Annotated in this window: 14 protein-coding genes and 1 tRNA gene; all 15 read left to right on the forward strand. The window is 54.7% G+C overall.

Annotated elements, in window-relative coordinates; translation table 11 throughout:
* Nucleotides 1-203 precede the first annotated feature (203 nt).
* On the forward strand, nt 204-1,139 hold the full coding sequence (fabD, locus tag A3709_RS15615; RefSeq protein ID WP_066056570.1) for an ACP S-malonyltransferase: 936 nt from the start codon (nt 204-206) through the stop codon (nt 1,137-1,139).
* A gap of 12 nt (nt 1,140-1,151) precedes the next feature.
* A complete protein-coding gene (gene fabG / locus A3709_RS15620; RefSeq protein WP_066056574.1) occupies nt 1,152-1,895 on the forward strand; it encodes a 3-oxoacyl-ACP reductase FabG in 744 nt (247 codons plus the stop codon).
* Between the two features lie 141 nt (nt 1,896-2,036).
* Complete coding sequence (gene acpP / locus A3709_RS15625; RefSeq protein ID WP_066056577.1) at nt 2,037-2,273, forward strand: acyl carrier protein; 237 nt, start codon at nt 2,037-2,039, stop codon at nt 2,271-2,273.
* Nucleotides 2,274-2,367: 94 nt separating this feature from the next.
* On the forward strand, nt 2,368-3,609 hold the full coding sequence (gene fabF, locus A3709_RS15630; protein ID WP_066056580.1) for a beta-ketoacyl-ACP synthase II: 1,242 nt from the start codon (nt 2,368-2,370) through the stop codon (nt 3,607-3,609).
* Nucleotides 3,610-3,623: 14 nt separating this feature from the next.
* The gene (pabC, locus tag A3709_RS15635; protein WP_197484236.1) at nt 3,624-4,460 is read left to right on the forward strand and encodes an aminodeoxychorismate lyase; all 837 of its coding nucleotides are present in this window, start codon (nt 3,624-3,626) and stop codon (nt 4,458-4,460) included.
* Nucleotides 4,454-5,482, forward strand: a complete 1,029-nt coding sequence (mltG, locus tag A3709_RS15640; protein ID WP_066056582.1) for an endolytic transglycosylase MltG — start codon at nt 4,454-4,456, stop codon at nt 5,480-5,482. Before pabC ends, mltG begins: the two co-directional genes overlap by 7 nt.
* 5 nt (nt 5,483-5,487) lie before the next feature.
* The gene (gene tmk, locus A3709_RS15645; protein WP_066056585.1) at nt 5,488-6,135 is read left to right on the forward strand and encodes a dTMP kinase; all 648 of its coding nucleotides are present in this window, start codon (nt 5,488-5,490) and stop codon (nt 6,133-6,135) included.
* Nucleotides 6,135-7,124 (forward strand): hypothetical protein, encoded by a 990-nt coding sequence (locus A3709_RS15650; RefSeq protein ID WP_066056588.1) that lies wholly within the window; start codon nt 6,135-6,137, stop codon nt 7,122-7,124. Before tmk ends, A3709_RS15650 begins: the two co-directional genes overlap by 1 nt.
* Nucleotides 7,125-7,141: 17 nt before the next feature.
* Complete coding sequence (locus A3709_RS15655; RefSeq protein WP_066056591.1) at nt 7,142-7,492, forward strand: PilZ domain-containing protein; 351 nt, start codon at nt 7,142-7,144, stop codon at nt 7,490-7,492.
* A gap of 371 nt (nt 7,493-7,863) precedes the next feature.
* A complete protein-coding gene (locus A3709_RS15660; RefSeq protein ID WP_066056594.1) occupies nt 7,864-9,144 on the forward strand; it encodes a hypothetical protein in 1,281 nt (426 codons plus the stop codon).
* A gap of 278 nt (nt 9,145-9,422) precedes the next feature.
* Nucleotides 9,423-9,504, forward strand: a tRNA-Leu gene (locus A3709_RS15665).
* Between the two features lie 148 nt (nt 9,505-9,652).
* Nucleotides 9,653-11,077 (forward strand): site-specific integrase, encoded by a 1,425-nt coding sequence (locus A3709_RS15670; RefSeq protein ID WP_066056597.1) that lies wholly within the window; start codon nt 9,653-9,655, stop codon nt 11,075-11,077.
* 10 nt (nt 11,078-11,087) lie between these two features.
* On the forward strand, nt 11,088-14,630 hold the full coding sequence (locus A3709_RS15675; protein ID WP_066056600.1) for a hypothetical protein: 3,543 nt from the start codon (nt 11,088-11,090) through the stop codon (nt 14,628-14,630).
* A 21-nt stretch (nt 14,631-14,651) separates the two neighbouring features.
* On the forward strand, nt 14,652-15,344 hold the full coding sequence (locus A3709_RS15680; protein WP_066056603.1) for a hypothetical protein: 693 nt from the start codon (nt 14,652-14,654) through the stop codon (nt 15,342-15,344).
* Between the two features lie 437 nt (nt 15,345-15,781).
* A partial coding sequence (locus tag A3709_RS15685; protein WP_197484237.1) for an LVIVD repeat-containing protein occupies nt 15,782-18,848 on the forward strand: 3,067 nt, incomplete at its 3' end.

The raw sequence follows: 18,848 nt of genomic DNA on the forward strand, positions 1-18,848 counted from the left end.
ACCGGCTTCAGGCTTTGTCCCCCGCGGTTCCAGAAACCGTGACCTCATCTCGCGGCGCTTCGCGCTCCGCTACCCAGACAGCGCTCCCGAAAGGCAGCGCTGTCAACATTTCTGTTCCCTGTAAAAATGACCGTACCGAACATGCTGTTCATGTGGCGCTGCGCATGTCTGCAGGACAAATATAAGTAACCAGGAAAGAGTTAATGTCTGAATCCAATATTGCGTTCGTATTTCCCGGCCAGGGCTCCCAGAAAGTAGGCATGCTCGCTGCAGCCTACGAGCAGTATGAAGCCGTACGTAACACTTTTGCCGAGGCGGCAGAGGCACTGGGCTACCATATGTGGGACCTGATCCAGAATGGCGAGCAGGATGCACTGAATCTTACCGAAACCACGCAGCCGGTCTTGCTGACCTCCAGTATTGCACTCTGGCGGGCATGGCAGGCCGAGGGAGGAGCTCGACCGGCGCTGATGGCGGGCCACAGTCTGGGAGAATTCTCCGCTCTTGTTGCTGCAGGTTCCCTGGGCTTCGCTGACGCGGTGCGCCTGGTGCGTCAACGTGGTCAGTTCATGCAGACCGCAGTGCCGGTGGGTGAGGGTGCCATGGCTGCCATTATTGGTGTTGATGATGCGGTCATCAATGACGCCTGCGACGCCGTTGACGGCGTAGTCGCTGCGGTAAACTTCAATTCGCCGGGCCAGGTGGTGATTGCAGGCCATACCGCGGCGGTCGACGCGGCAATCGCGAAACTGAAGGAGGCGGGAGCCAAGCGCGCCATGCCGCTGCCGGTAAGCGCGCCTTTCCACACCGAACTGATGAAGCCGGCCGGCGAGCGACTGGCCGAGGCCCTTGCTGAAATCACGATTGCTGCCCCGAAGGTGCCGGTTGTGCATAACGTGCACGCCCAAACCGAGTCAGATCCGGAGAAGATTCGCGCATTGCTGGTCGAGCAGATCTACAGCCCCGTACAGTGGACACGCTGCGTGCAGGCCATGGTCGAGGCGGGCGTGGAGCGCGTAGTTGAATGTGGTCCGGGCAAGGTGCTCAGCGGGCTGAATCGGCGTATCGATAAAACATTGACCAGTTTCTCACTCGAGGAACCGGATTCACTGGCCAGCACGCTGGCTGAACTCGCATAAGGAGAATTAGGGATGTCTGAAGAGCGCAAAGTTGCCCTCGTCACTGGCGCCAGCCGTGGCATTGGTCGCGCTATTGCTGAACGCCTGGCCGCGGATGGCTTTACGGTTGTCGGCACCGCCACCACTGACAGTGGTGCCGAGCGGATTAGTGCTTATCTTGGCGAGGCCGGTAACAGCGGTTGCGGCATGGCCTTGAATGTCGCCGATGACGAGAGCGTTGCCACGGTTCTCAAGAGTATTGCCGATCAGTTTGGCGCCCCCACCGTGCTGGTAAACAACGCCGGTATTACGCGTGACAACATCCTCATGCGGATGAAAGCTGACGAGTGGGGCGACGTGATTGATACCAACCTCAACGCACTTTATCGTGTCAGCAAGGCCTGTCTTCGGGGTATGACCAAGGCGCGCTGGGGGCGCATCGTCAATATCACGTCCGTGGTAGGTTCTATGGGCAATATCGGTCAGAGCAACTATGCCGCTACCAAGGCGGGCGCAGAGGGTTTCTCCCGTGCACTGGCGCGCGAACTCGGATCGCGGTCAGTGACTGTCAATGCGATTGCCCCGGGCTTTATCGACACCGATATGACCCGCGAGTTGAGCGACGATCAGCGCGATCTGATGCTCGGCCAGATTCCCCTGGGGCGACTCGGTGAGCCCGATGAAATTGCCGCTCTCGTCGGCTTCCTGTGCAGCGATGCAGCAGGCTATATTACGGGTGAAACCATCCATATAAATGGCGGCATGTATATGGGCTAAGCCTATGAAAAAATTAAATTAATTACCCTTTGGGTTTGAGCGTAAAAAAAAGTTTATAACTCTTGGACAAAACAGAGTAAAATGCGCGCTTAGACCGTTATAAGGTTTGTACAGCACTAATCTCAGGAGTGACAAATAATCATGAGCAGCATCGAAGAACGCGTTAAGAAGATCGTTGCAGAGCAACTTGGCGTGAAAGAAGAAGAAGTCCAAACTGAGGCTTCATTTGTAGAAGATCTGGGCGCGGACTCGCTGGACACCGTCGAACTGGTGATGGCGCTGGAAGAGGAATTCGAAACTGAAATTCCCGACGAGGAAGCCGAAAAAATTACCACTGTGAAACTGGCGATCGATTACATCAACGAAAACCTCGCCTGATACATTCCACAGTTCCCGAGAAGCCGTTTCTATTGGTATAGAGCGGCTTTTCTTCTTTATGCTTCCCTGAAATTTGTTGAGAGGAGAGACGACCTTGAACGGCAGACGCGTGGCGGTAACAGGCCTGGGTATGGTGAGTCCAATTGGGCACACCGTCGCTGAGACATGGGAAAATATACTCGCCGGCAAGAGTGGCGCAGCCCCCATTGAGACTTTTGATGTCTCCGCTTACAGCACCCAGTTCAGCTGCAGTGTTCGCGACTTCGATATTTCGCCTTATCTGGCAGCGAAGGACGCGCGTAAGATGGATACCTTTGTCCAGTACGGTATGGCTGCCGGTATCCAGGCGTTTGAAGATTCCGGCTTTGAGGTCACTGACGAAAACGCGCCGCGGGTTGGCTGTGCCATTGGTTCCGGTATCGGCGGCATAGGCCAGATCGAGAAGAACTCTGAAATCGTCAACAGTACGGGCCCGCGCCGCATATCTCCATTCTTCGTGCCCGGATCCATTATCAATATGATCTCGGGCAACCTGTCCGTTAAATACAACATGCAGGGCCCCAACCTGGCCGTGGTGACTGCCTGTACCACAGGAACGCATAACATCGGCCTGGGTGCGCGCATGATTGCACAGGGCGACGCGGATGCCATGCTGGTTGGCGGCGCTGAAATGGCAACCACCCCGGTGGGCTTGGGCGGCTTTGCCGCGGCACGTGCGCTGTCTACACGCAACGACGACCCCACTGCAGCGTCTCGCCCCTGGGACCGTGATCGCGATGGTTTTGTGCTCGGCGATGGTGCCGGTGTCATCATGCTCGAGGAGTATGAGTCAGCCAAGGCGCGCGGCGCCCATATCTATGCGGAGCTGAACGGTTTTGGTATGAGTGGCGATGCCTATCACATGACCCTGCCTCCCGAAGACGGCCGCGGCGCCGCAGCGTCCATGGCCAATGCCTTGCGTGACGCGGGTATTGCGGCAGAAAAAATCAACTACGTCAACGCACACGGTACCTCTACACCTGCTGGCGACGTCGCCGAGAGCAAGGCCGTAGAAACGGTACTGGGCAGCGCTGCTGCACAGGTGGCGGTAAGTTCGACCAAGTCGATGATCGGCCACCTGCTTGGCGCCGCCGGAGCGGTAGAAGCTATCTTCTCGGTCCTGGCGATCCGCGACCAGATTTGCCCGCCGACGATTAATCTCGATAACCCCGATGAAGGGGCCAACCTGAACTACGTGCCACACACACCCCAGGAACGCGAGATTCACAGCGTTCTGTCCAACTCGTTTGGATTCGGCGGTACCAACGGCACGCTGCTGTTCAGTCGTCCTGACTGACCTTCGCTGCGGTGGTGACGACCCCAAGGATCTGGCTAGACGGTGTTGCCGCGACAGCGCTGCCGCTGCCCGACCGGGGCCTGGATTTCGGCGATGGCCTGTTTGAGACTCTGCTGCTAAAGCAGGGCGAGCCGCTACTGGTGGACTATCACTGGCAGCGGCTTGAAGCGGGCCTTCTCACGCTACAATTTCCCGACAATACACTCAAACACGCTAGGCAGTGCCTGTCGCTGGCCTGCGATGCGCTGCATGAACTGCCCTGGGCGGCATTGCGGCTGACGATAACTCGCGGCACTGCGCCGCGGGGTTATGCACCGCCAGCCCAAGCTGCGCCGCGGGTGGTTATCAGTGCTGCGCCGTTGCAGCAGGATCGGCGTGAGCCCGGATCGCCAGCCAAGGTGGGATGGGCGGACATTCGCTGGTCTGCGCAGCCCTTGCTGGCTGGACTCAAACATGCCAATCGGCTTGAGCAGGTGCTCGCCGCCGGCGAGGCGCAGCGCCGCGGGCTTGACGAGGTAGTGGTGCTTGATCAGAAGGGTGATGTCAGCTCGGTGAGTGCCGGCAACCTGTTTATTGTTGAAGGCGACCGGCTGCGCACACCGGCGCTGGAGACCTGCGGCGTCGCCGGTACCCGTCGGCGCTTTGTGATGGAGCGTCTGGCGCCTGCACTGGCGCTGCACTGTGAAGAGACTCACCTTAGCCCGGCAGACCTGGAGCGAGCGGACGAAATTTTCTACTGCAACAGCCTGCGCGGCCTGCAAAGTGTTGGCGAACTCGGCGGCAGGGCGTTCACGCACTTTCCCGTATGTGAGGCGCTGCACCAGCGCTACTGGGAGTTGATCACTTGCTGAAACGTTTGCTGTTGCTGGCGCTTGTGCTGCTGGCGATCGCCGCTGGCGCCGGCTGGCAGATCAAACTTGCCTGGGACACGCCGCTGGCCATTCCCGACGAGGGGCTGCCCCTGACCGTCGCTTCGGGCCAGACCCTCAAATCATTGGCGGTAAATCTCGAGCGCGACGGTGTTTACGCTCACCCCCGGCTGCTGCGTGTGTATGGCCGCTATACCGGTCAGGACCAGCGCATTAAGCGCGGCGAGTATCTTGTGCCTGCGGGTACCACGCCGGAGGCATTGCTCGCGCTGCTGGTCCGCGGCAAGGTCATCAGCTACCAGGTCACCCTGCCTGAGGGCATTACCTTGGCGAAGGCACTGGACATTCTCGCTGCCCAGGACAACCTGCAACATCGTCTGGATGGCCCTGTCGACGCTAGAATTGCGACGCTGACCGCCGACTATCCCGGTAGTGAAGGGCTGTTCTTCCCGGACAGCTATCGCTACGAGAAGGGAGATAGCGACTGGGATATCCTGCAGCGGGCCTATCGTGCCATGCAGGAGATACTGGCCCAGGAGTGGGCTGAGCGTGAGGAAAACCTGCCCTATGCGAGCGCCTACGAGGCACTGATCATGGCCTCCATCGTCGAGCGAGAAACCGGTGTCGCCCATGAGCGCGGCGAAATTGCCGGTGTGTTTGTGCGTCGCCTGAACAAGAATATGCGCCTGCAAACCGACCCCACCGTGATTTACGGTCTGGGCAGCAGTTACCAGGGCAATTTGCGGCGCGTGCATTTGCGCGACGACAGCAATCCCTACAACACTTATCGTCAAAAGGGTTTGCCGCCCACGCCGATCGCATTGCCCGGCCGCGAGGCGATTCATGCTGCGCTGCATCCTAAGCCCGGCAAATCATTTTATTTCGTGGCCCGCGGCGACGGCAGCCACTATTTCAGTGAGACGCTTGCCGAGCACGAGCAGGCCGTGCGTAAATACCAGCTGAATCGTAGATCAGATTACAGGTCGAGCCCGGAGAAACGCTGACATTGATGGAACCCAGAGGTCTATTTATCACTGTGGAAGGCGGCGAGGGGGTCGGCAAATCCACCAACATGCAGTTTCTCCAGGAGCATCTTATTAAGGCGGGCGTCGATCTCGTGGTTACTCGCGAGCCCGGAGGTACAGCGCTCGGCGAAGACATTCGCGAACTACTCCTCAAGCCGCGCGAGGACAGCATGGCCGACAACGCCGAGCTGTTACTGGTCTTTGCCGCGCGGGCACAACACCTGGCCCAGCTTGTCGAGCCGGCACTTGCCAGAGGGCAATGGGTGCTGTGCGACCGTTTCACCGATGCCACCTACGCCTACCAGGGTGGTGGTCGCGGCTTATCGATGGCAACCATTCGGCAGCTCGAGCAATTGGTTCAGGGCGATCTCCGGCCGGACTACACGCTGTTACTGGACTGCCCCGTAGAAGTGGGCATGTCCCGAGCCAGTGCCCGGGGAGAATTGGACCGGTTCGAGCAGGAACAAGCCGAGTTTTTCCAGCGGGTACGCAATACCTATCTACAGCTGGCGCGCGAGAGTAGCGGCCGTTACCACCTGGTGGATGCAGCGCGACCACTGAATGAGGTTGAGCAGCAGCTGGAGCAGGTGTGTGCCGAATTGCTCGCTTGTTGGGGGGCACGACATCGGTGATGGATTTAACCCGATTGCCGGAGATTTCTCCGCCACTGCCCTGGCATGCGGACGCCTGGACAAGGCTCCATCAGCAACTGGGCGACCAGCGCCTGCCGCACGCGCTGATGCTAGTCGGGCTGGACTATTCAGGTGCCGACCGCCTGGCGCTGGCACTGGCCCGTCTGCTCTTGTGTCACTCACCTTCCGGAGGACTCAACTGCGGCACCTGCCACGGTTGTCAGCTGAGCGCGAGTGGCACTCACGGTGACTTTATGTGGTTGGCACCGGAAGAGGGCAGCCGTGTCATCAAGATTGACCAGGTCCGCCAGGCGGTGGATCTCGCCCAGCAGACCGCGAATTTTGGCGCTCACAAGGTGATTATCTTCGAGCCCGCTGAAGCCATGAATGTGGCGGCGGCCAACGCGCTGCTCAAATCCCTGGAGGAGCCCTCTGCAGGCACCCACTTGATTCTGGTTTGCAGCAGGCCGCATGGGGTGCCCGCGACGATCCGCTCGCGCTGTCAGATGCTAAAGCTCGCCAGCCCGACTGCCGAACAGTCGCTTGCGTGGCTGGATCAGTTAACGGGCGATCGGCAGTCGAGTAGCGATCTGCTCGAGCTCGCCGACGGCAAGCCGCTGCTGGCGGAAGCGATGTGTCGCAACCCTGACGACAAGGACCAGCACGTGGCCAGGCTGACCTGCCGCAGCCTGTTCCAGGGTAAGGTGAGCGCCGCTGAAGCCACTGGGCTGTTGGCGGGGACCAGCGCACCAGAGATGATTGAGCATCTACTGGCCGCGACCCAGGGCTTCATTCGCCGGCTCAATGGGCAGGCGCTGACCAGTCCCGTGAGTCGCGAAGCGTTCCTTTTACTTGATGAGTTGGGCCGATTGCGGATGTCGGTAGAGGGGGGCGCTAATCCGAACCCCCAGTTACTCGCGGAAGTAATGGTCGGAAAAGTCGATCAGTTATTGGGGCTGGCCCGGGCCGATGGTACTATCGGCGCATAACTACAGGGTTTTCGAGCATGGACGGAAGACAAAACAGTCGCAACGGCATTCTGTCGTTGACGATTAAGGACAAGGCAGTTCTCTATTCAGCCTACATGCCTTTTCTGGAAAACGGCGGTCTGTTTGTGCCCACCAATAAGCCTTACTCCATTGGCGATGAAGTGTTTATGCTGCTGACGCTGATGGATGAGCCCGAGAAGATTCCCATCGCGGGCAAGGTCGTCTGGGTGACGCCCCGCGGCGCCCAGGGTAACCGCACGGCCGGTATCGGTGTGCAGTTCAGCGAGCAGGATGCCGCGGCCAATGCCAAAATTGAAAACCACCTCGCCGGCGCTCTGGACTCGGAGCGCCCGACCCACACGATGTGATTTATTAAACAAATCACATCAAGGTATTCATATAAACTCTTGTTTTCGTTGATTAATAGATAAAAAATTGGGCTCCGAACTGGAGCCCAACAAGACCATTAGGAGTGAAACATAAAGGAATTGCTTCCCTAAAAGAGCATTAGGTATGCTCCCGCGACCACCCGACTAAACTAGGGGATAGGTAGTCACACTCTTAGTATCGCTCAATTCTGGTAATTTTCCACAGCTTGCGTGGCGGTTTTTTAACATATTTCGTAATAAGTAAAGCTGATTAAATTATATTCAGGTATATAAACTCGCGTTTCGCGGCCAGCCTGCGCGTGCTGCGACGTTCTTAAAGGCCGCGACGGGGCTATACTTCGAGGTTTGAAATGGAGCTGATTTTGGGGCACTCGGTTATCGACAGGCACTTCATCGATTATCGCACCGGCGATCCCGCCAAGGCGCTTGCGGCCTGGCGTGAGGGCGAAACGGGCGGTCGCCTGCTGCTGGTTGATTTTGAGTTTATCAGCTGGTGGCTTGAGGGCACTCAGTCTGTGGCGCTAACCGCCATTTATCGCATTGATAACGAGGTGCTGCTGGGTGCGGTCACCGACGCCGATTTGCGCGCGACCGAATCGAGTGCGGAGGCACAACTGACCGCATGGGGTGAGGAGCACGACCTTTACGTGGCAACTGCCGGCAGCGTACTGCCGCTACTGCCGACTTGTATCCCCAAGCCCTGGGGGCAGGAGATCTGGTTTACCGGTGTTGAGGAGCGCGGCGTGTGTGCCTTTGGTAGCGCCGGTCGGCAGGTGCCTATTCCATGGCTGCAGGCGGTGATGCCCGATGGCTGCGGCGCGCCAGGTGAGCCACTGGTATTGCTGAAGATTCTCGACCCGTCCGCACAAGAGGTGGTAGGGGATCTCTACTTCGAGATGCATGAAGAAAAGCGCGAGGTCTACGTGGTGACACATGTGGACCGCGAGGCCTGGCCGGACGGCGTCGGCGCGATTCGCTACGGCTTCGCTGCAGAGAAAATTGCCGCAGCGGGCAATGAGGCGGCCTTTCGGCGCGAGTATCTTGACGCGGTTCAGCGCTATGAGGCTGTGCGTCGTCAAATTGATGCGGGAGCTGACAGCCTGGAATTGCACCAGAGTGAGGCGCGACTGCGCGCCGATATGGATGCCTTTACCCACTTGCGGCCGTTGCGCACCGGGGATGTGGTGGTGATTCCGCTGCGTATGCCTCATTCGCTGCAGCACGGTGTGCGCACCATCGAGTTTCAGACCCCCGTCTATGAGCGCAAGATCCTCTCCTTCGCCCAGCGCGTGTTAACCCAGGATCATTGGGATACCTCGGAGGCATTGGATGTCATGTGTCTGCAGCCGCCGGAGCAGGGCATATTCGAGGTTCTGGCGTCTCCAGCAGGTGTTGAGATAGAGCGCATTGTCGACTTCGCTGACTTTGAGGTGCGGCGTGTGCGGGTCGAGACTGGTGCACAGTGCGATCTTCCGGCGCAGGCACGCTATAGCCTGGTCATGGTTGTCGAGGGCAGGTTGGCGGTCGACGGCATGACTTTCGGCCCCGAGGAGGCTTTTCTATTGCCTGCCGGGCGGCGGCTTTCGCCCCAGGTGGGCCCCCTGATTCTCTTGCAGGCACTACCGCGTTGATGAGCGGTTGAACCGGTGCTGTCTTTGTGGCAGAATCTGCGCCCTTGCGAGACCTCCAATTACCGCCCCTGCGGCGTTTTTCTTTCCTAATAATCAATTAGTTAGGTGCAGAAAGCTGCAGCGGATTCTAGGTATTGGCCCTACACCCGGGGCAGAGGGGCTTACGCGCGGAAGTGGTGGAATTGGTAGACACGCTAGATTTAGGTTCTAGTGCAGCAATGCGTGGGGGTTCTTATATTGATAGGATCTCTGTCGCATAATATGATTTGTGTTTCTGTGCCGACCTGGTGGAATTGGTAGACACGCCAGATTTAGGTTCTGGTGCCTTCGGGTGTGCGAGTTCGAGTCTCGCGGTCGGCATATTTCTAATTAAAATCAATAAGATAAAAAATCTTCGAAGCTCTCGTTTTCCACTCGTTTCTCATAATCCCTATTTTATTACTTCAAATGTCGCATATTAGTGCATATTATTAATCTTCATTAATGATAGGTGCATACTGGAAGCGCGGTGTACAAGAATATTTGTCGGGTTCCCGCCTATTTTGATGGCAAAAAGGGATATACGTTGCTCGGCCCAGATGGAAGGGAATTGCACGAGGCTCGCCACTTTTGCAGGGTCATGATCATTGATCAGGGCAAGAGCAGCCACACCATCGGCAACTACATGTTCCGTCTGGGACACTTTCTAGATTTTCTGTTCGAGGCGACCGATCTGTATGCGGGCGAGCACCCAACCGAATGGGAACTGCGCGAGATCATCAAGGCATGGGACCCCTATCTTCAACGGGGCGAAAATTCGGGCAATAGCATCGCCAGGCGAGTTGCTGAGACGCTGCCCAGGAAGGCCCTCAGCGCTTCTTCTTCGCAGGGGTATCACGATGCACTCAAGTGCTTCCTGTTGGTGTCAGAGGATCTCAGGCAGCGTATGCGCTATATGGAGGAGGCTGGCCTGATTGATCCGGAGGTGAGCGTCTCCAGCAGAAGCTTGTTTCCCGGTATGGGTGCGCGGCGCAAGATTCCGCTCCGAGAGCGCCGTGCCATGGTTCAGCATGACATGTACGCTGCTGTAGTCAAAAACGGCCCCAGGTACGCGCGTGCGAGTTGGTTCCCCGCAATATCGGTGCCCCCGCGGGATCGGTATGAAGAAACCCAGGCCTTTCCCCTGGCGCAGATTGCTCCTCTGATCAGGAATGCCAGTAGCCTCAGGAACAGGTGCATCTATTCATTGGCGGCCGCCTCGGGAGGGCGGATCAGTGAAGTTCTCCAGGTCCGCAGGCGTGACATCGATTTCGCAGGCTACAAAGTCTACCTCACCAACCACTCTGACGTGCTGGGAGACGATGACGGGGGGCTCCATCTTACAGAGGAGCAGCGCTACCAGTTGTCTTACAAGGGGAGGCAGACACGAGAGACCTTTTTACTCGCTCCTTACGAGCGAATGTTTTTCGAGTATCTCGAAGAGTACTGGGATCGTATTCCCTACACAGAGGATCACGACTTCATATTCTGTGCAGAAACTGCCGGCCAATGGTCAAAACCCCTATGGCTGTGTCATTACAGTTCGATTTATCGATCATTCCAAGAAGCAGTAGAGCGGACACATGGCGAGGGGGCTTCGTATTCTCCAAAAAGTCTGCGTCATGCCTACGGATTTTATTTGGTGAATTACTGCCCCAACCCTGAAACCGGCGGATATGGCCTGGATATAGGCCTTGTAAATGAACTGATGGCTCACGCAGAAATACGCAATACACAGAAATATGCCGTGAAGGACGCGAAACTTCGCCGCTATACCTTCGAGGCTGCCAACCGGCTGATTTATGAGGACAGTGATCTCAGCCTGAATGAGCATCGTTTACTGGTAATCCAGCGAATCTACGAAAAACAACGAAATCTGGTTGCCAGGGAAAGGGCTGAATCTGGGACCGATTGAGAGGAACAAGATGAATAACGAGGTCATCCTAAATTCCGCAAATGGAGCCAATTTTCTGGTTGACGATAGTGAACTCAATTCGATCGCTCATGCGTTACTTCCAACCATTAGACGGCTTCTCATGGCGGCAGATGGAATATCCGATCCAGATGTAAGGTCGATTAGAACGGCGCAAAGGCTTGGCTATGGTGTGAAGATATTCCACGAATCGGAAGTCGGTGAATTTTCCAGGCAATACTTTGATCTTGCTATTGACTGGTGTCGCCAGAAAAACCTTGCCGACCTGGCGAAATCTCCCGAGGAAGATCTATACCAACTGACCTTCCGGAAAGCTGAATCCGATTGGCGCTTCGAAAAGGCCTACGGTGATGGATCGATCTCTCATACCCAATATGTAAGAGCGCTAAGAACCTTTCTGACGTTATTGTTGCAGGGAATGTGGAGTAACAAGGCCATGCTTCTTCCCGGCGACTTGAATATGGAGTGGAACGAGTTTCTTCTCGAGAATTCTGAACTATCAAGGCCGCTGCACACAGATATTACCTGGATGTTGCGACGATCCAGAAATGATGACTCCTTTGAGTCGCAGGTTGTTGATCGAATATCGAATCCGACTGTCAAACTGCTGAATGCCAGTCTTTCCACACAGTTTGTTCAAGCCAGCATGTTTTTTTGCTCCAGCGATGTCTCCCTGGAAAAAATGATAGAGGCCGACCTTCTCATGAAAAAATCGCAGCGAGAAGGGAAAGGGGGTTCATATTGCGCATTTTCATCAGGCATTTCATTACCCCATCTTGTGGAGCTGTTGGTCGAGCAATTTCCCGATCTGGGGTTTACCGTAGATGATTGGGTGAGGGAACGAAGTAAGCAGTACCATAAACATCGTCATGCCGCGTCAGTAAAGTCTAGATTACGCAACCGTACTAACGGCTGTGCTGAAGAAACTGAAAATTTATTGAGCCAGACGAGCATTAAGGTTGGTGGCAGGCAGCTGAGCACTGTTCTTAGTGCCCTTTGGCCCGAGGACGTGAATCCAGAGACCTCGGAGGATGCATTTAAAGTTATCGCGGGTCTGTCAAACAGGTCACAGTTTTCGCCGAAGTATTTGGTAGACTATCTCAAGGCAATAAAGGCAGAAGATAGTCTTACCAGTTTCGCGGATGACCTCGTAAAAATTCAGATCGCTTTTCTCGAACACAAACAATATATCAATAGTAATAGCTTCCGAACTGCGTTTGCGATTCTAAATGCATACCTCTTTCACTATATTCCACTGTGGTTTTTTGATCACCCAGATTCAGAGCTGAAGCAGCCAACTCAATTGATAGATATTGCAGGAGCGATCTACTTAACAAGACCAATTGAGCCAAAATTTCCAGTGCCAAAGACACTAATGGAACTGCTCACTGTGTCAGCGACACTGCAAAGGTCGGACAGGAACACCAAAAAGAAGTGGGTGTACACTCTAAAGCAATTTTTTGACCATGTGATTGACTTTCAGGAGTTATATGGCGACTTAATTGATGGCGTTAAGGGATTCAAGGCAACTTTTCTGGATACTGATGTTCCGAAGGGGAAGCGCGAACGGAAAAGTACTAAGGCAGCATTTCCGTCGAAACACTTCAAGGTTCTTCTACGATATGTGAAGGCTCTCCTCGACATACAGGATCAACTGGTCGGGAAGCTCGAATCAGGTGAAATTACCTGGTCAGATATTTCTGCAAAACGGCTGCTTCATCTGGATGAACTCCCGGTGAATGATACCTATGTAGAGCATTTCGGGCGTAGCTGCCAGGTTAAGACAATTCCCAATCTGTTTCGGGGAATTGATGTGAACCAGCACGCCGGGTTTAACGGAACGACAATCTATCCGGGCTTGCTGCGCCACAATTATCTGATGCTTGAGACGGGCATCCGTGGGAAGCAACTGCGCTGGCTGGACGAATCCACCTTTGATCAATATGTGACGTCCGAACAGGATAACGAGTATGTGCAAACTTTGTGGGTAAACACGAACAAAGATGGATTTCCGTGGCCAGCGGTGGTGGCAAACCGTGTAATTCAATGCCTTAGAGATCAGCGTGACTGGAAAAACGGGGTCGAATGCGATGGTTTCAACAAATCAGTACATTTCTCAGAGGAAAATCCAGATGCCTACGACCCGATATTCCCTATCTTTTCTTTCAATACCGATGATGGTCGACCTTTTTCCGGCGAGGACTACAGTGACTCTTGGAAGAACGTGCTGCTGGGCTTCCAATGGTTTCTGCATCACCACGGCATTAGCGACGAATACTATCTGAAATATTTCCCGGTAGGGTTTGGCAAAACGAAGTTGCAGCAATACTGGGATACAACTGCACCTCACATTCAGAAGCAGTTGGTGCAGGCTGCCCAGGTCAAATTAACGGAGCAGGGCAACGAATACTGCCCAGTCTCACTGCGCGTATTGGTGACGCCTCATGGGGCGAGGGTCACTGTAGTCTCTGAAAATGTCACAGTGCTACCTCTTGAATACGTCGGCGAGAATATAACCGGACAGTTTTCCAGGCAGACGGTTCAGTACTATAACTTACCAGATCGCGATCGAGTTGCGTTACTGCAGAAGCACCAGAGTCAGATGATGGAATCCGGCCAGGTGCTCCCTGCAGAAAACGTTGACTCATCCAATCCATTGTGGATGGAGGGTCGACGTATGAATGACTTGATTGCCAGTTCAGCCGCACAGGATCCGGAGTCCCTGGCGGGCGAAGGAAGTCTTCTATCGGTGAAAATGTGTCTGGACAAAAAACAGCCGCTTGATGGCCTGCAGCTGATAATGAGCGGAAAAGCGAGGCGTTTATCGAAAAAACCTTCCCATATCTGTGTATTTAACGATATATGCCCGAGAGAGTTAGTGGAGCTTTGGGGACAAACGAAGCTGTGCGGCGTTTGCTCGTATGCTGTTAATCACATTGCGCATCTTCCGGCAATTTCCGCGCAACGGGATAAATCCTGGGAAGAGTACGAAAGTGACCGCGAGTGTTACCAGACATTCAGTAAGCGTACGGATATAAGCGATGACGAAAAGCAGCAGATGGAGGAGGCACTATTGTGGCGGTCTTATGATGCCTTGGGCTGGGAAATACGCGAGAGAGCCCTCAGGAAAAAGGCACAGATGATATCCAAAGGTGATGCGGTGAGCCCCTTGCTAGTCGAACGGCCGGAGGAGGTTGCCAGCTATATCGATGCCCGACACATCAAAGATGATGAGACCAGATACTTGCTCAAGAGACTTGGAGACTGCATCGCGTTTCCTCTAACTGACTCGAGGACGATTAAGGCAAAAATGAGCCTGGCTTCAAGGCGTCTCCTGATTGCTACTGGCCGGGTAGACGAGGCGCTGGCAGAGCGAAGCGAATCGACCGCGGTAGCTGATCTATATTCGCTGATTGAATCTCTTCGTGACATGACGGGCATGACGCATGCCGAAATTATTGGGTTGATGCGTGCTGATCCGGTAGCGCTCTCTGACCAGTTTTCAAAGAGCCGGCCTATGCTGCCTGCAGACTAATGAATAACGCGGATTATTGAGATGTCTATAGCCAAACGAGTTTACAGAAATCCCTTCGAAGAATGGCAGCGAGATCGCGTGAAAGGGCGGAAAGATTACATCGAAAACGCCCTACAACAGCTTCACGAGGGCCAGTTCGATAATGTATCCAGTCTTGCTACTTATATAGCCAGTTTACTGACACAGCACGAGAAACTGCTGTACAAGCTCAAGGCGTCAGAGAATCAGCAGGAAGATAAACTTGAGCCCAGGCCGGTATCAAAATCCACGTTGCTTCGCAACAAAGACTATCGAATGCTTCTCAATTCATTTATGGCAGGAACACGCAAGACTTTGGGTGATGTCAAAGCTGAAGAAATCGGGGGGGAACTGGCATTGCCAAAAACGCAAATGGAGTTGGTGAGAGTCAAAAGGGACGTTGAACGGATGACTGCCTATATCGAAAGACTCGAGTCAGAAAGCGAGGGCCGACGTCTTGGTGGTCCAACCTCAAACGATCAGGCGTTAGAAGAATATGAATCGCTGAAGCGGAAGTACCAGATGATATGTCAGGCATTCATAGACTTATATTCATCAGCACCTTCAATGGATCTGTTTGAAATCGTGAATGGTAATCTTGTTGATCACTCCAGTCGAGGGCAGGTGGTGGTGGAGGCCAAGCTTATTGAGCCTATTGTCGAGAAACTAAAAGAGATCGACCACAAAAAAATCTAGTATCAAGGCTATCAGAGCCCGCTTCGAAACTCTTAGGAAAATGTCTTTCTCTGTGCTTGGATCCCTGCGCTAGAAATAGGGCGCACTGTGCAGAATATGCGGATATCAGATGCCTGCTGAAGTGTGTTTCGAGCCGTATAAAAGATTTGACATTTGGGGTTGCGCCACAATCTGAGTGAATTAGACTACGATTGAATTATAAAGATATTTGTATAGGGGATGTTCCTGTCCGTACGCTCGTCTTTCCAGTGCGGCCAACGCTTTCTGCTTTCGTTTGAAGAACATCAATAGGGAATAGTGGGCCTGTGCCCGCGACATGGACTTTAATGAGGTGGCCCTCGGTGTACGCATGTTTCAAGTCGTATGCATCCACGCTGATTGTGGCAGCTTTGGCTCTGCTAGCTTTTGTCAGCCTATCGTCACGTGCTGATCAATATTTGACCATTGATCAGGATTGTGTCGTCTCGGTACTTAATCGCACTGTTCGCGCAGAATCTAACGGTACTTTCAGTCTTCCCAATGTTCCCTCGAGTATGGGGCGGATCCGCGCACGAGCAACCTGTGTCCGGGATGGAGAAACCCTCAGCGGTGAAACTGACTATTTTGAGGTCGACGCAGGTGGCTCTGATGAGGTGGGCATCTTCTTTCTGGATAGCCCTGAGCCTGTACCTGATCGACTAATTATTGAGAATGGAGGACTGATCCAGTTCTACAGCATTGGCTCTGGACAGAATCTTCAAGTCAGCGCCATTTACCCCAGTGGTCAATCCCTGACGAACCCAGAGGGGCTCAATTTCAGCGTCAGTAACCCCGCTACCGTAGAGATAGACAGCGCGGGGCGAATCACGGCGAAGGCCGCCGGCTCCGCGGTCATTACTGCTCGAAAGGACGGAGTGGTTGCACTGGCCTCTGTCCTTGTATCGACGACAGGTGACACCGATGGCGATGGTATTGCGGACGATATCGAGGTTTCACTCGGCCTGAACCCCAATGACCCAATTGACGGAAAGGAAGACTGGGACTCTGATGGGCTGGCAAATCACCTCGAGGTGACTTACGGCACCGGGATGGAGGTGGCCGACACGGATGGCGATGGTGTTGAGGACGGGGAGGAGGTTTTTCCTGGACAGGATGGTTTCACATCTGATCCGCTGAAGACGGATACTGACAACGATGGCATCCCTGACGGCCTCGAGTTGTTGGCAGGAACTGATCCCTCAGATGCTGCTGATGGCGATGTTTCATCACTGATTGTTAATTTCAATGTGAGTCCTGACAGTATTGCGTACACCGTTAATACAGTAGATGGAGAGCAATTTGTCTCGCTCTCAGTGACAGCAGAGCTGATAGACGGCACCGTACTGGATGTCACATCACAGAGTAGCTACGGCATTGATGACCTGCTCGTTTGTACGCCGGGTGGGGCGGGGGAGCCTGGCTTTATATATTTGTCGGGATCGGGTGACTGTGCGGTGACGGTTAACTACGCCTCGCAAGAGCAAGTCGTCCCCATCACCGTAGATCGCTTCGATCCTGTGGATCTTGGTGTGTTGGCGATAGGGAGCAGCACTCATAATGTGACGGTAGGGCCAAACGGTCGCTATGTCTATGTCGCACATTCCGGTGGTATGTCCGTGGTTGATGCGCGTCAACCGGAAAATTCGCGCGTGGTGGGAACCCTGTCAACGGCCAGCGCGAATGACATTCGTGTCAGCGGAAATACCGCGTATCTGGCCTCGGGCACAGCGGGTGTTGTTGCGGTAGACATCACTGACCCTACGGCACCAATTGAAATTAGTCGCTACGACACAATAGGCGAGGCTGCGGATTTGCAGTTGGAGTCTAGCAACCTTCTGTATGTAGCAGATGGAACCGGTGGCGTACTGATACTGGATGTGGCCGATCCCGCTGCAATGATCGAACGTGGATGGATTGTGACCTCTGCATCGGCGAGAGGCATCGCTGTTGATGAAGAGCAAGGGATTGCAGCCATAGCCATGGGCACTGACGGTCTTGAGCTTGCCGATATCAGTGAGCCAACGGCGGCAAGTGTTATCTCTTCACTGTCGGGTGGAGATGTACGAGATGTCGAGTTCCATGAAGGAGCCGTTATTCTTGCTGATTTCAGTCGAAGTCTTGTCACTGTCGATGTCAGCAATCCGAACGCTCCAGTTCTTGGTGCTGCTATGGCTACTGCAGAAGGCGGTAGATTGAATGACGTGGCTATTGCGGGAGATTTGTCGTTTGGCGCCGATACGCAGTTCGTGAACGGTGTACCTGTGGCCTATTTGCAGCCGCCGGCGGTGCCGCTGCTCAGGGCGTTCATTGACTTCAGTTCATACGATGATGCGAATGGGACCGGCATTGCGGTAACGAATGACCTCGTTTTCCTGACAGGCGATAGCAATTTGTATATTGGCCAATACCGCAAGTGCGAGGATGTCGATGCGGATGAGTTGTGTGACGCCCGCGAAGCGGCGTGGGGCACGACGGTTGGGAACGATGACTCCGATGGTGACGGCGTCAAGGATGGAGTAGAACTTCGCTGGGGTATGGATCCCTCCGACCCCAACGATGGAGGACAGGCAGTTTTCGATGGTGTGTCAGTGGAGATCCCTTCCGGACAAACACTTGAGTCAGTGATTGTTGATGGCAGTGCGCTTACTGGCTCGGATCTTCGGGTGAGGGGTGATTTCTCCTTGGTAGGCGCTAATTCTTCAATCACCCTCGACTCACTAGTCGTTGAAGGAGACCTCTCTCTTGACCTCACAACAGTTACCCTGGAGGTCAATCAACTGGAAGTTTTGGGTGATGTTAACGTCACTAATGGTGCGGTGCTAACCACTCAATATGCTAATTCAAGCAGCAAGACGCTGTATCCGCTGACGCTGGATGTTGTGGGCACGGTGACGGTGGATAGCACGTCGTCGATTGATCTGAGTGGCCGTGGCTATCCGGGCAGCTACTGGAGTGGCCCGGACTTTAGCAACAACACGCGTCGGGCGTGCCATGGTGGCATTGTGTATGGCAATAGTGCTGACTGTACCTATGGCCGGTACTTCGAGGCGGAGTTCCCGGGCAGTGCGGGTTACTACCGTAATAGCTCAGAACCAGGGCGTGGCGGCGGCCTGATCGGGATCACGGCCAGCGCGCTGGTGCTGGATGGCACCATCAAGGCACAAGGTCAGAAGACCTACCACGATGACCTGCCAGCGGGGGCAGGCGGCAGTATCCATGTAGATGTGGGCATGTTGACCGGCGCGGGAACATTCAGCGTAGAGGGTGGCAGGAACACCTATAACTTCAGGGACACTGCACCGGCGGGCGCAGGTGGTCGTATCAGTGTCTTTGCCGACGATGTGGCGGGCTTCACAGGTGTGTACCGAACGGCCAGTGGCGTGTCATCCAGGAACACGGTCTCGGGTGCGGGTACCACGTATGTGAAGCTGAGCACGGAAGACTATGGTCACCTGCTGTCAGAGAACGGTGGTCGTGTGGCCGGAG

It is taken from the genome of Halioglobus sp. HI00S01, from assembly GCF_001635445.1.
GTDB lineage: Bacteria > Pseudomonadota > Gammaproteobacteria > Pseudomonadales > Halieaceae > Halioglobus > Halioglobus japonicus.